The 12,791-nt window shown below is 51.1% G+C and carries 13 protein-coding genes; 8 read left to right on the forward strand and 5 right to left on the reverse strand.

The window, feature by feature from the left end; genetic code table 11:
- Positions 1–58: 58 nt before the first annotated feature.
- Positions 59–814, reverse strand: coding sequence for an amino acid ABC transporter ATP-binding protein (locus tag GC087_RS22665; protein ID WP_324030720.1), 756 nt, complete (start codon positions 812–814; stop codon positions 59–61).
- Position 815: 1 nt separating this feature from the next.
- Positions 816–1,466 carry an amino acid ABC transporter permease gene (locus tag GC087_RS22670; protein WP_324030721.1) on the reverse strand — a complete coding sequence of 217 codons (651 nt, stop codon included), beginning with the start codon at positions 1,464–1,466 and terminating at the stop codon, positions 816–818.
- A 272-nt stretch (positions 1,467–1,738) separates the two neighbouring features.
- Here GC087_RS22670 and GC087_RS22675 point away from each other — a divergent pair, with 272 nt between their 5' ends.
- From GC087_RS22675 to GC087_RS22685, 3 genes are read left to right on the forward strand one after another with little or no spacing between them, the layout of a single operon-like run.
- Positions 1,739–2,491 carry an ABC transporter substrate-binding protein gene (locus GC087_RS22675; RefSeq protein ID WP_324030722.1) on the forward strand — a complete coding sequence of 251 codons (753 nt, stop codon included), beginning with the start codon at positions 1,739–1,741 and terminating at the stop codon, positions 2,489–2,491.
- A gap of 45 nt (positions 2,492–2,536) precedes the next feature.
- Complete coding sequence (locus tag GC087_RS22680; RefSeq protein ID WP_006121924.1) at positions 2,537–3,142, forward strand: cupin domain-containing protein; 606 nt, start codon at positions 2,537–2,539, stop codon at positions 3,140–3,142.
- A 14-nt stretch (positions 3,143–3,156) separates the two neighbouring features.
- Positions 3,157–4,485, forward strand: a complete 1,329-nt coding sequence (locus GC087_RS22685) for an NAD(P)/FAD-dependent oxidoreductase (RefSeq protein ID WP_110268476.1) — start codon at positions 3,157–3,159, stop codon at positions 4,483–4,485.
- 203 nt (positions 4,486–4,688) lie between these two features.
- On the opposite strand, the gene GC087_RS22690 is transcribed toward GC087_RS22685, so the two are convergent.
- Positions 4,689–4,913: a KTSC domain-containing protein gene (locus GC087_RS22690; RefSeq protein ID WP_006121926.1), complete on the reverse strand. Its 225-nt coding sequence runs from the start codon at positions 4,911–4,913 to the stop codon at positions 4,689–4,691.
- Between the two features lie 835 nt (positions 4,914–5,748).
- On the opposite strand from GC087_RS22690, the gene fliD reads away from it, so the two are divergent.
- Together fliD and GC087_RS22700 are read left to right on the forward strand one after the other, a co-directional pair.
- Entirely contained in the window at positions 5,749–7,140 is a 1,392-nt protein-coding gene (gene fliD / locus GC087_RS22695) for a flagellar filament capping protein FliD (protein WP_324030723.1), read from the forward strand.
- 690 nt (positions 7,141–7,830) lie between these two features.
- On the forward strand, positions 7,831–8,766 hold the full coding sequence (locus GC087_RS22700) for a flagellin N-terminal helical domain-containing protein (RefSeq protein ID WP_006121927.1): 936 nt from the start codon (positions 7,831–7,833) through the stop codon (positions 8,764–8,766).
- A 49-nt stretch (positions 8,767–8,815) separates the two neighbouring features.
- On the opposite strand, the gene GC087_RS22705 is transcribed toward GC087_RS22700, so the two are convergent.
- Entirely contained in the window at positions 8,816–9,382 is a 567-nt protein-coding gene (locus GC087_RS22705) for an NADPH-dependent FMN reductase (protein ID WP_324030724.1), read from the reverse strand.
- Positions 9,383–9,471: 89 nt separating this feature from the next.
- Between GC087_RS22705 and GC087_RS22710 the strand changes: the two genes are divergently transcribed.
- The 3 genes from GC087_RS22710 (at position 9,472) to GC087_RS22720 (ending at position 11,087) form a co-directional block, all read left to right on the forward strand.
- Positions 9,472–9,702, forward strand: coding sequence for a putative hemolysin (locus GC087_RS22710; protein WP_324030725.1), 231 nt, complete (start codon positions 9,472–9,474; stop codon positions 9,700–9,702).
- Positions 9,703–9,705: 3 nt separating this feature from the next.
- Positions 9,706–10,209, forward strand: coding sequence for a GNAT family N-acetyltransferase (locus GC087_RS22715; RefSeq protein ID WP_324030726.1), 504 nt, complete (start codon positions 9,706–9,708; stop codon positions 10,207–10,209).
- Positions 10,210–10,301: 92 nt separating this feature from the next.
- Positions 10,302–11,087, forward strand: a complete 786-nt coding sequence (locus GC087_RS22720) for an MBL fold metallo-hydrolase (protein ID WP_324030727.1) — start codon at positions 10,302–10,304, stop codon at positions 11,085–11,087.
- 301 nt (positions 11,088–11,388) lie between these two features.
- Here the strand turns inward: GC087_RS22720 and GC087_RS22725 are convergent, their stop codons facing one another.
- Positions 11,389–12,783, reverse strand: coding sequence for a glycoside hydrolase family 1 protein (locus GC087_RS22725; protein ID WP_110268480.1), 1,395 nt, complete (start codon positions 12,781–12,783; stop codon positions 11,389–11,391).
- Between the last annotated feature and the right edge of the window lie 8 nt (positions 12,784–12,791).

Genomic DNA, 12,791 nt, shown 5'->3' on the forward strand with positions numbered 1-12,791 from the left:
CAGGGCCACTCATCTCAGCTGAATGGCTAGCGAAGCCCGATCAAACGGGCCGTTTGAATTAGGTATTCATCAGACTCTGTACGCCTGTGTTGCCCAGTACGCGGCGCAGGAAATCCTGCGTGCGCGCTTCCTGAGGCCGCAGCAGCACCTCATCCGCATGCCCCTGCTCTACAATCTGTCCGCTGTGCAGAAAACACACACGATCGGCGACCTCTCTTGCAAACTGCATCTCATGCGTTACCACGATCATGGTCATTCCCTGCTGGGCCAGGTTGCGCATAACCTGCAGCACTTCGCCGACCAGTTCTGGGTCCAGCGCGGATGTCGGCTCATCAAAAAGAATGGCTTTCGGCTGCAGGGCTAGCGTGCGGGCAATTGCTACGCGCTGCTGCTGACCACCGGAAAGCTGCGACGGCCGGGCGGAAACTTTGTCGCCCAGCCCTACTCTTTCCAGCAGCTCTTTGGCCATCTTTTCGGCTTTACTGCGTGTCTCGCCATTGACGTAAATCGGCCCTTCCATCACGTTTTCCAGCACGCTACGGTGAGGAAAAAGATTAAAGCGTTGAAAAACCATACCGATCTGGCGACGAAGCGCGTTGATACGTTTGCTTTTACTGTCAACATGCTGATCAAGCACGCGGATGGCGCCGCTTTCATAGGTTTCCAGCCCGTTGATACAGCGCAGCACCGTCGATTTCCCGGAGCCTGAAGGCCCGACCAGGCACACCACTTCGCCCTCTTCGACGCGAAAACTCACCCCTTTCAGCACTTCAACTGCACCAAAGCGCTTATGGACATCAAGAATTTCAATCATCTCATGCTCCTTTTTTCTGGCGATTTTCAAGGTGCCTGGTAAAAGCCAGCAACGGCATGCATAACGTCAGGTAGAGCAACGCCACCAGCGTATACACAGTGGTGTTATCAAAGGTTGAAGCCGCCAGAAGCTGGCCCTGGCGGGTCATTTCGGTAACCGCGATCGTTGACGCCAGCGCTGAGTCTTTCAGCATCATGACCAGGGTATTGCTGTATGGCGGCAGTGCGACATGAAAAGCCTGAGGCAGAATGACGCGTCGCATCGCTTTAAAGAAGCTCATGCCCATAGAGCGCGCCGCCTCAAGCTGACCACGATCCACCGATTCAATACCGGAACGAAAAATCTCGGCCAGGAAGGTTGAAAAGCAAAACGCGATACCGATGACGCTGGCCTGAAAGGATGTCAGGGTAATGCCGATATCGGGGAAAACGAAATAGATGTAGAACAGCACCACAATCATCGGCAGGGCGCGAGTGATATTAATGATGACGCTGACGGGCCAGGAAATGATTTTAAAAGGACACATTTTTGCGGCAACGAAGATCAACCCCAGCGGCGTACTGATGAGCAAGGACAGTAGCGTGATATAAATCGTCATTTCAGCCCCTTGCAAAAGAAAGGGAAGGTAAACATGAATGCTGCTCCAGTCCATTATGCGCTCCCGCCGGTGTTGAGTGTCATGCTTCAAATTCATTTAAATGAATATGTTTATCAGTAAATACTGTCAAACTTTTCATCTGATGACGTCATAGCATTAACTTATTAGTGTAATAAAGTGCATTGAAAGCCCACTGACTGGGGAAATCAAAGGGTTTTATGTTAATTTGTGAGGCGCAACATTTTTAGAAAAGAAAAGATTGACAGGCAGGAATTTAATTTCATTATAGTGAAATTAATTGTTCACATGTCAATCAGGAGTAAGTGATGTCTCTTCGGTCGCACGTTACCATGGCTTTATTCTCTGTTGCCCTTGGTCTCACTTGCAGTGCGCAGGCAGCGCCACTGACGGCAGGCTCTCCGCCTTCCAGCGCGCCTACCACGTTTCTGGATACCAAAACCGGTAAAATTGAAGGCTTCATGCCGGACGTGGCCGCGGAAGTGGCCAAACGTCAGAAGCTTGACATCAACTTTACCGCGGTGCCTTTCTCGACGCTGATTCAGTCTGTAATTGCGGGCAAAATCGATATGATTGTGGCCGGGATGACACCCACACCAGAGCGCGAAAAACGTATTGCGTTCTCGCAGCCAGTCACTGCGTTTGGACCGGGGCTGGTCGTGCGTGATGACAATAAAAAAGTCTATCGCTCGCAGCAGGATCTGAAAGGCGACATCGTCGGCACCATGGCGGGCACCGATTATACGCAGGCGCTGATTAAGAGCGGTATCGCGAAAGAGGTGAAAGTGTATGACAGTCCGGCAGATATGATGCGCGATCTGTCCCTGGGCCGTATCGCTGCGGGGATGAACGATTACCCGATTATGAAATACCAGGAAAAATCTGGCGCGTACAAAGGTATGCATGTGGTGGACGGTTACAAGCCTGAGCATATCGCACCTATGGCCTTTGGCGTGAAACAAGGGAACGATAAGCTACTTGCCGATATTAATACTGCCCTGACGGCAATGAAGGCCGACGGCACATTGCAAAAAATCAAAGCGAAGTGGGGAATGCCTTAATCGCGTGTTGATGCACGGAGGCACGCAACCTTAAGGAACATGGTGATGAAAACAGCGTTAATGCACTCAGAGGATCTGAGTGCCGTCGAGATGACGATTGGCTTACGGCTAAAGCAGATACGCAAGTCGCGCAATATGACCATCAAGGCACTGGCGGAACAGGCTAATGTGTCGGCGGGAGCCATCAGCCAGATTGAGCGCAATCTGGCTAACCCCACGGTACGGGTGCTTGAGCAACTTCGCGTGGTCCTGAATGTCCCACTGACCGCTTTTCTTGAACAAAATGAAGAGATGCGACCCGGTGCTGAACATTATGTCCGGCGCTGGCGTGAGCGGCCACATTTTGAAGTTGGCAGGCAGGGCATAACCAAGGCGATGTTATCGCCTTCTGGTGAACATGATATTCAGTTTATGTATATCAGCATCCCTCCCCGCACGCGTTCGGAAGAAATGCTGACAGGCATTGGTGAAAAAGCAGGTGTAGTTATGGAAGGCCGTCTCACGCTGGAGGTGAATGGTGAGGCGACCTTCATCGAAGCGGGCGACAGTTTTCAGTTTAAAAGTCATCTTCCGCATAACATTTTTAACGACAGCGACACTGAAGCCCGCGTGTTGTGGATTATGCATATTCCGCCCCGACATCATATTTGAAACAAGGTTAACCCATGCGAATTAAGGTCGATAGCGTCAGTGACAGTTCCGTCTTCCCCACCTCTGTTGATGTTGTTGTGATAGGCGGTGGGATTGTGGGGACGTCAACGGCATATGAACTGGCGAAACAGGGGGTTTCTGTTGCGCTGTTTGAGAAAGGTGTGATTGCCGGTGAACAGTCAGGCCGAAACTGGGGCTGGGTTCGTCAACAGAACCGTGATTTGCATGAGTTACCAATGGCGATGCGAAGCCTGCAGCGCTGGGATGAGCTGAGTGGTGAAATCGGGATGGATTTGGGCTTCAGGCGCAGCGGTATCCTCTATGGCACGCTAAATGAAGCTGACCTGGCGCGCTGGGAAAAATGGGGACAGCAGGCAAAACAGATTGGCTTTACCAGCCAGTTGCTCTCCGCGCGTGAAGCACAGGAGCGCATTGGGGACAAAACTCCATGGCGAGGCGGTGTATGGTCACCGACAGATGGTCGTGCAGAACCGTCGCAGGCGGTACCGGCCATTGCGAAAGGCGCGCAAAAGCTGGGAGCCAGCATTTTTCAGCATTGCGCGGTGCGCGCACTGGATATCAGCGCGGGCCGTGTTTCTGGCGTCTGGACAGAACGCGGACTGGTTAAAGCCAGCCGGGTAATTTGCTGCGGCGGTGCGTGGAGTTCGCGTTTCTGCAGACAATATGGCGTAGAACTCCCTGCCGCCAATATTCTGGGTACGGTATTTAAAACAACCGCCGCTCCTGAGGTCGTCAAAGGCTGTCTGAGCACGCCTAATCTCTGCCTTCGCCGCCGTCTGGACGGCAGTTACACCGTTGCCGTTCCGGGCCTTGGCCAGATTGATTTAGCACCGCAGAACATCCGTTATGCTGCGAAGTTTTATCCCATGTTCCGCAGCAAGGTCGCTAAAAAACTGAAAATCCGCCTGAACGGTTCATTCTTTTCTGGTCCTGAAGCGTCTGGAAGCTGGTCGCCCGACAGGCCCTCGCCGTTTGAAAAGATCCGGGTGCTTGATCCCACGCCGGACAAGCGCATCATTCACGATGGCCTGGCCGAGTTGATTCGCGTCTTCCCCGAACTGGAGGGCATCAAAGTCGATTATGCCTGGGCCGGCTGGATTGATACCACACCGGATTTGGTGCCGGTGATTGATCAGGTGAGCCAGCTCCCCGGCATGTTTATTGCCTCAGGCTTTAGTGGCCACGGTTTTGCCATCGGACCCGGTGCGGGACTGATGTGTGCACAGATGTTAACGAATAAGCCCGTTTATACGGACCTGACGCCCTACCGGCTCTCACGCTTCGAGAAAGGTAATGCGATTCGCCAACCGCAAATGATGTAACCGCGCTGATAACAGACAGGCCATGCGAACAGCGCATGGCCGTTATCGAATGCAGCCCGCTCAGGCATGTTTTTAGCGCTGTAGCGCCGCCTGATTTATCCGACGTGAAAACCCCTGCCCGGCCCTACTCAACCCGCACCTGAATATGGCCGCGGGATTTCGCACAACCCTCCAGACTCAGCGCGGCCTTTTCTGCGTGTCCGTTACTGTGAATCCCGCTTGTGATGCATAGAAAAGTAGCGATTATCAATGCTTTCGCGGAAAAAGCTATCGGGATCCACCGCGGCACAAAATCCCTGGTAAACCCGGGCAGGAACGGCCAGCCAGCGCCGGCAACTTCCGTTGCGATATTCAAGCTCGAGCACACCCGAAGTGGGATCGAATCCTGCGCTGCGAAATAAAGAAGAGTTAATATCGTGTCGTTTCATGAAAGATAGTCCGTATCGGTTAAGCCCAGGCCTGCATCATTGCCGCGCTGGCAGAGCGGCAATGTATCACAGACTTCCCCATTGTTGAGCAACCTTCAATGCGCTGACAAATAACAGTTATTGATGACACCGCGCGCTGACATGGCTTTTACCGGATCAAGCCCGTCTTCAGTAAAGGCTGGTCCTGCTAATATACACGAGCAATGTGGCAGTGATTTTTCACCAACCAGAACCACGGCTGACAGGCGTTGACAACGTCTGACAAGATCGTTGTGCTACCTTATCTGAAACCGTCCCCTCAATTTATCCTCACCAGGGGGATGTAAATAAATATTTCAAACGTAAGCGTTAACGATTTTTAAAATTCTTTTTTGTTGAGTGCGCAGTGCCGTAAAAATAAAAACTTTAGGGCTAAAAGAAAGATAAAAGGCAAATGCATCGATTAGGATTTAATGATTTTTTAATAAGAAATAATTTGAGTTAGCACCCTATTTCCTTCTGGTCACGCCAGGGGGGGTTTATTCACAGCAGGTTTCAGCTGCACGACCGTACTTGTCTCGTCAAAGTGCACAGGTTTAGCGACACCGCCAACACGACTGCAATTTAATTTCATGATTAGCAAAGGGTTAATTTGTCCATTTACGAATACACTCAATAAAAAGACCTGAAAAAAATGACAATCTGTTTTGCTGTTAACATTTTTTTACCAGCTTAACGAAAAATTGATGGTCATGAAATGACCATAAACCGATTTGCAACAACGCGCAAAATCAGAAAAATGCCTGATTAATGCGTTGTATCTTCATGTCTGGTGTCACTTCATCAGGACAAGAAAATGGCAAGCATAAGCTCACTTGGCGCTGGTACTAACCTCGACCTCAACACGTTATATGATAATTTACAGTCAGCTGAAGAAGCGCAGTTGACTCCAATTACCACACAGCAGGCGTCATACAATGCGCAACTGACAGCCTGGGGCGTGGTACAAAGTTCAATGTCAAAATTGCAGACAGCCGCTGCGGCTTTGCAAAACGCATCAAGCATAGCGACCACGAAGGTCACCAGTACGAATACGGCGTTTACCGCCACGCTTGCCAGCAATGCCGCTGCCGGAAACTATTCCGTTGAAGTGGATCAGTTGGCCGCATCACAGTCACTGCTCTCCAAATCAGCCAGTAGTGAAACAGCGCAGCTTGGCGACAGCAGCATGGCTTCCCGCACGATCACGATCAGCCAGCCTGGACAGAAATCCCCGCTGACCGTGACGTTAAACCAGAACCAGACAAGCCTGACTGCTATTCGTGACGCGATTAACCAGCAACAGGGCAGCGTAAACGCCAGCGTTATTATGGCGAACGACAATACCTATTATTTGTCCCTGACCGCACGTGACAGCGGGACGGCGAATGTAATGACCGTCAGTACCAACGACTCAACGTTGGCACAGTATGTCAATTACAGCAGTGGTGGCAGTAATAATGGTATGACAGAACAGGTTGCCGCTCAGGATGCGCAGATAAAAGTGAATGGTTTATCAATTACCCGCAGCAGCAACATTGTGACGGATGCACCGGAAGGTGTAACCCTGAATTTAAATAAAGTGAATACCGGCTCGCCGGAAACGTTATCCATCGCGTCAGATACATCGCCGATGTCGACAGCAATCCAGACATATGTGGATGCGTATAATTCGCTGCAAAAAACCATTGCCGATCAAACAAACTATACGCCTGTACAAGCCGGACAGGCGCAGAGTGCTGACAATGGCGATCTGCTCGGTGATAACACGTTAATGAATATTCAGACCAGCCTGCGCAGTCAGTTTTCTGATCCTCAGTCGGGTAATATTCAGGAGCTGTCTCAACTGGGCATTACACAGGATGATAAAGGTGACCTGACCGTGGACAGTACGAAACTGAATAATGCGCTGACGAATCAGCCCGCCGATGTTTTAGCGTTTCTGACCGGCGATGGAAAGACAACCGGCTTTGCGACAGAGGTGACGAATAATCTCAACCAAATGCTGGCGAGTAATGGTACCGTTTCGAACGCCACAACAGGGATTAATACGTCGTTGAAGCAGCTCTCAGATCAATACAATACTGTTAACGACCAAATCACCACGATTATGGCGCAGTATAAAACGGAATTTACCAATCTGAGTACGCTGGTTTCTTCTATGACGCAGACCGGTAACTATCTGGCTGCACAATTCGCAAAAATGTAATAGCCGCCTTATCTTATTACTCTGCAGACAGATATCTTGTAAAAGATATCTGTCTGGTCATTATCTTCCCTTCATCGTTCTGCTTTACTGTTTCTGAATAGCGGTAACGCTTTACCACTCTCTTTCAGATCTAATTCATACGTAATACAGGTTTAGATTAATTTCTCCCGTTTCTGTGAAACCAGCGGCAGTGATTGGGCCGTGCTACCCTGCCCACTTGCTTTGCAATGCAATACCACTCATCCTCTCTGACCACGTTGCGCCAGGACGTAAAACGATTTTCGCATAACTTTCATTATTTCAAAGTGTTACACGGAAGTAATGATATATCTTGGCGGGCTTTTTTAGACAGGTTTAATACAGGTTTTCTTATCAATGCATAAACAGGAAGAAAATAAGGCAACCGCCTGGCATCAGGGACTTTTTCTGATATTTAATTATCCGTGCTATTTAACAGTAAATGCTGTAACAAAAAGTTTTTAAGGTTAAGGAATTAAGTAATTTGGTTGTATTTGATGTGTGGCAATAATTCTTTTTTACAAGGATACCGCAGGCGTTTCCTTTCGCTTAAAACGGCACTTCTGCTATTCACGAATTAATCTTATCTGGCGATTTTTAATTAAAGTTCTGTGGTTTCGTTTCGATAATAATAATGCGTAAATCATACGTTCTCCTTAGAAGGAATTTATCATGTCAGTGATTAACACTAACGTTCTGTCGCTCATCACTCAGAATAACCTGGATAAGTCTCAGTCTTCTCTGGGTACCGCTATTGAACGTCTGTCATCGGGCCTGCGTATTAACAGCGCAAAAGATGATGCCGCGGGTGAAGCGATTGCTAACCGTTTTACGTCAAACATCAACGGTCTGACCGTTGCTGCGCGTAACGCGAACGACGGTATTTCATTGTCTCAGACAGCGGAAGGTGCGCTGGATGAGATAAACAACAACCTGCAGCGCGTCCGCGATCTGACCGTTCAGGCGCAGAACAGCTCCAACTCTGCTTCGGATATCGATTCGATTCAGGCTGAAGTTAACCAGCGCATGCAGGAAATTGACCGCGATACCAAGCAGACCGACTTTAACGGACTCAAAGTACTGAACACCGGTTCAGGCAGCACCACCTACAACTTCCAGGTTGGTGCGCAGGATGGCCAAACGATCGGAATTACCATCAGTTCAAGTGACAGTTTTGACCTGGCCGCAGCAGGTAACGCCTCTTCTGGTAACGTGCAAAATACCAGTTCAACAACCGGTCAGACAGTGAATGGTACAGCCCGCAGCACCGCGGCTATCGGCTTTGACGTACTGAAAGGTGCCGTTACCGGTGGATCGGGCGGTACAGCATCTGGCAGCACACCGCTGGCAGATATTGACAAAGCGATTAAAGCCGTTGACAGTCAGCGTAGCCTGTTGGGTGCGTCTCAGAACCGTTTTGAGTCCACCATCAGCAACCTGAACAACACCGTCACCAACCTGACTGCTGCCCGCAGCCGTATTCAGGATGCGGACTACGCGACGGAAGTGTCGAATATGTCACGTGCTCAGATCCTCCAGCAGGCAGGTTCCTCGGTACTGGCGCAGGCCAACCAGGTGCCACAGACGATGCTGTCATTACTGCGTTAAGAGCCAATTCAGGAACCACGCCTGTTACAGGCGTGGTTCTTGCGGTTTGTCAGCTCACCTTTCGAATGAAGTCGCTAAATGCCGCTAACTGCTTAGCCAGATGCTCTGTTGTACCCTGTTCAATCACCTCTCCGGCCTGCTCATCCACTTTATTCTGGATAACGCCCCCCATGAATTCCGGTTTGTTTAACACCATCGCATCCAGAAAAACCAAAATCTGCCGCAGATGATACTGACAGCGTGCGCCACCGATAGCCCCCATTGAACTCGTTTGAATCGCCACGGGCTTACCGGCTAAAGGCTGATTGGGCACGCGAGACAACCAGTCGATGGCATTTTTCAGTCCGCCAGGAACGGAGTAGTTGTATTCAGGGGTCACGATAATGACGCCATCAGCATGGCGGATCTGTTCAGCCAGCGCCGTGACGGTATCTGGAAAGCCTGCTTCCTGCTGGATATCCGCATCATAAAGTGGAATATCCCGGATTGACGGCAGCGCTTCTACCACCACGCCCTGCGGTGCCAGTTGCGGTAGCGCATGCGCAATCATCGCGTTATACGATCCTTTTCTCAGGCTGCCCAGTAAGGTAACCATTTTTAACGGCTTGTCTGACATTGTCGTTCCTCTTTTCGATGGCTAAGTGCGTTTTCACGCCACGTCTGGAATATACTATGGCGTTTCTGACGGATTAAAAGTGAGTGGTTATGCGGCAATTTTTATTGGTTTTAACATCAATTTTGGTCGTGGGCTGTGCGCCGGATCATCTCACCCGCACATCAGGCCTCGCCAATCCTGCCTCACAGCATTGTCTGGCCGTTGGCGGAAAAAGCGATATTGTAAAAACGCCAACGGGTGAAGTGGGCTACTGTATCCTGCCTTCGGGTGAACATGTCGAGGAATGGACCTTGTACCGCCGTGACGAATCGAAGGGGTAAGCTGTGGTGAATTCTGACCGCTCGGTTATCAGACTGGCGACCCTGCACGATCTGGCCGGTATTACAGCCCTGCTTCAGGCAAACTCGGCCGGACGCGGCGGCACACTGAATGGGGATTTTCCTGCCGATAAAGTTGAAGGGATGCTGCGTCGCGCCGGTGCCAGGACAGTGGTTGCCCAGCGCGATGAGGCGATTACCGGCGTATTATTTAGCGCCATTCCCACTCAGCACGAACCCGAGATGATTAACGCGATGCTTCATGCGTGGCCACCGGGGTGGCACTGTTGGCTCTACGGCCCGGCTTGTATCAGTGAGGCTGAACGGGGAAAGGGATTACTAAAACGCCTTTATCACCACATGTGCCAGTATCATCAGGGCGCACCTGTGTTATTTATTCAGGCGCAAAACAGCCGTTCAATTCAGGCCCATCAACGCCTTGGCATGTACCCGGTGGCACAGTTTGCTATGCAAGATGAAGATTTTTTTGTCTATAGCCATCAGGGTTAGCAACCTCAAAACCGCCGCGCACAGCACAAAAGGAAACCTGCTTCCGATGCAGATTCTACAATGAATCTAAGACATTAACGGGGGAGAACAGGATGACAAAGATCTGTGTCACATGCGGAACCGCCTACTCGCAGATGGAAACAACCCACTGCATAATTTGCGAAGATGAACGTCAGTACGTGCCGGCTTCAGGGCAACAATGGACATCCAGTGAAGCGCTCCATGCCGCGCACAGCAATAAATGGCAGCAACCTGAAACGGGATTGTTTAGCCTGCAGTCTGTGCCTGATTTTGCCATCGGCCAGCGCGCGTTTTTGATTAAAGGACAACAGGGCAACGTGCTGTGGGACTGCATACCTAACCTTGATGCCGCCACCGTCGATATCATTCGTGCGCTGGGCGGTATCGACGCAATTGCGATTTCACATCCCCACTATTACAGCAACATGCAAGACTGGGCAGCAATATTTGATGCGCCATTGTATATCCACGCCAGCGACAGCGAATGGATTGTGCGTGACAGCCCACATCTGCAGTTATGGGATGGCGATGTCCTGACTCTGCTCCCTGACATAAGTTTGTTGCGGCTGGGTGGCCACTTCGCGGGCGGCACGGTACTGCACTGGGCAAAAAATGAAGGCATCCTGTTGTCTGGCGATATTATTCAGGTTGCGCCGGGGGCAAATGCTGTGTCCTTCATGTGGACCTATCCCAACATGCTGCCTTTACCGGCAGACAACATCAGGACAATAACCGAGCGTCTGACCCCCTTTGCCTTTGATCGACTTTATAGTGCGTTTGAAGGGCGCGATATTGCGTCTGACGCGAAACAGGTGGTGAACCGCTCAGCTCAAAAATATATAGACTGCCTGCAGTAAGACAGAGCAGTGACGGACGGTTAAGCGGCCAACGCCATCACCCGCTTAACCCACGTTTTTCATTCGTCGATATACCTCAGACAGGCTTTATGACTCACCCTTACGGCGATGAGACAGCCTCATCACCTACGCTACGATCTCTGTCAGTGGCGCTATCAACGGATTCATCTGTTGGCCGCATTCAGCAAAAACGACACCGTCATCAACGCCTGCGCGCGGGCCGCATAAGTATCGTCGTTCCGGTCTGAAGCGGCACAGGAACGTCAGGGCGAGTTCAGTTGACTCACCCTTTCGCGCGGGATCAGGGTGCCAGCGATGCACCACTGGTGGCGATAACTTCTTTATACCACCAGAAGCTTTTCTTGCGGCTGCGCGCCAGCGTGCCGTTCCCATTGTCATCGCGGTCAACATAAATAAAACCATAGCGCTTGGACAGCTCGGCTCTGGAGGCGCTGACCAGATCGATGGGCCCCCAGCTGGTATAGCCCATCACCTCTACACCGTCGTCAATCGCCTCGCGCACCTGTACTAAATGGTCATTAAGGTAGCTGATGCGGTAGTCATCCTGCACTACGCCGTCCGCGTCAGGTTTATCCTTCGCACCCAGGCCGTTTTCCACGATAAACAGGGGTTTCTGATAGCGATCCCAGAGCACGTTGAGCAGCGTACGCAGACCGACAGGATCTATCTGCCAGCCCCATTCGGAGCTTGCCAGATGCGGGTTTGGCACCATGCTCAGGATGTTGCTCCGTGCCTGCTGATTTAACGCCTCATCGGTGGTGACACAGCCGGTCATATAGTAGCTGAACGAGATAAAGTCGACCGTTGATGTCAGCGCCTCGCGGTCGGCATCGGTGATGTCAATCTGAATACCGTTGTCACGGAAGAAGCGCAGCATATAGCCCGGGTAGGCACCGCGGCACTGCACGTCACCGAAGAACTGCCAGCTGCGGTTCTCCTGTAGCGCTTCCAGCACGTCTTCTGGCTTGCAGGTCAGCGGGTATACCAGGCCGCCCAACAGCATATTGCCGATTCTGGCATCAGGAATAATGTCATGACAGGCTTTTACCGCCAGCGCGCTGGCGACCAGTTGATGATGGATTGCCTGGTACACTTCGCCTTTATTGCTGGTTTCCGGCAGACCAACGCCAGTCAGCGGCGCGTGCAAGGACATGTTGATCTCGTTGAAAGTCAGCCACAGCTTCACCTTCTCTTTGTAGCGCGCAAACACAGTGCGGGCGTAGCGTTCAAAAAAACCGATAGTCTGACGACTTCCCCAGCCGCCGTACTGCTTTACCAGCGCCCATGGCATTTCATAATGCGACAGTGTGACAAGCGGCTTGATACCGTGCGCGGCCAGTTCGTCAAACAGCCTGTCGTAAAAAGCCAGCCCTGCCTCGTTTGGCTGCTGATCATCACCGTTCGGGAAAATACGCGTCCAGGCAATCGAAACACGCAGGCATTTAAAACCCATTTCAGCAAAAAGTTTGATGTCTTCCGGATAGCGGTGATAGAAGTCGATAGCCACATCCTTGATACTGCTGTCTCCCGCGACGCGCTCTACCACCGGACCAAAAACCCCCTGTGGCTGAACGTCAGAAGTTGACAGCCCTTTTCCATCGTCCAGATAAGCACCCTCTGTTTGGTTGGCGGCTAACGCTCCACCCCATAAAAAATCATCCGGGAAAGTCTTCATTATGTTCT

The sequence above is a fragment of the Pantoea sp. JZ2 genome (assembly GCF_035191405.1).
GTDB classification, from domain to species: Bacteria; Pseudomonadota; Gammaproteobacteria; order Enterobacterales; family Enterobacteriaceae; genus Pantoea; species Pantoea stewartii.

Coding starts and splice junctions, on each gene's coding strand:
- GC087_RS22665 (WP_324030720.1), bottom strand. CDS start 814: ATGATTGAAATTCTTGATGTCCATAAGCGCTTTGGTGCAGTTGAAGTG.
- GC087_RS22670 (WP_324030721.1), bottom strand. CDS start 1,466: ATGGACTGGAGCAGCATTCATGTTTACCTTCCCTTTCTTTTGCAAGGG.
- GC087_RS22675 (WP_324030722.1), top strand. CDS start 1,739: ATGTCTCTTCGGTCGCACGTTACCATGGCTTTATTCTCTGTTGCCCTT.
- GC087_RS22680 (WP_006121924.1), top strand. CDS start 2,537: ATGAAAACAGCGTTAATGCACTCAGAGGATCTGAGTGCCGTCGAGATG.
- GC087_RS22685 (WP_110268476.1), top strand. CDS start 3,157: ATGCGAATTAAGGTCGATAGCGTCAGTGACAGTTCCGTCTTCCCCACC.
- GC087_RS22690 (WP_006121926.1), bottom strand. CDS start 4,913: ATGAAACGACACGATATTAACTCTTCTTTATTTCGCAGCGCAGGATTC.
- fliD (WP_324030723.1), top strand. CDS start 5,749: ATGGCAAGCATAAGCTCACTTGGCGCTGGTACTAACCTCGACCTCAAC.
- GC087_RS22700 (WP_006121927.1), top strand. CDS start 7,831: ATGTCAGTGATTAACACTAACGTTCTGTCGCTCATCACTCAGAATAAC.
- GC087_RS22705 (WP_324030724.1), bottom strand. CDS start 9,382: ATGTCAGACAAGCCGTTAAAAATGGTTACCTTACTGGGCAGCCTGAGA.
- GC087_RS22710 (WP_324030725.1), top strand. CDS start 9,472: ATGCGGCAATTTTTATTGGTTTTAACATCAATTTTGGTCGTGGGCTGT.
- GC087_RS22720 (WP_324030727.1), top strand. CDS start 10,302: ATGACAAAGATCTGTGTCACATGCGGAACCGCCTACTCGCAGATGGAA.
- GC087_RS22725 (WP_110268480.1), bottom strand. CDS start 12,783: ATGAAGACTTTCCCGGATGATTTTTTATGGGGTGGAGCGTTAGCCGCC.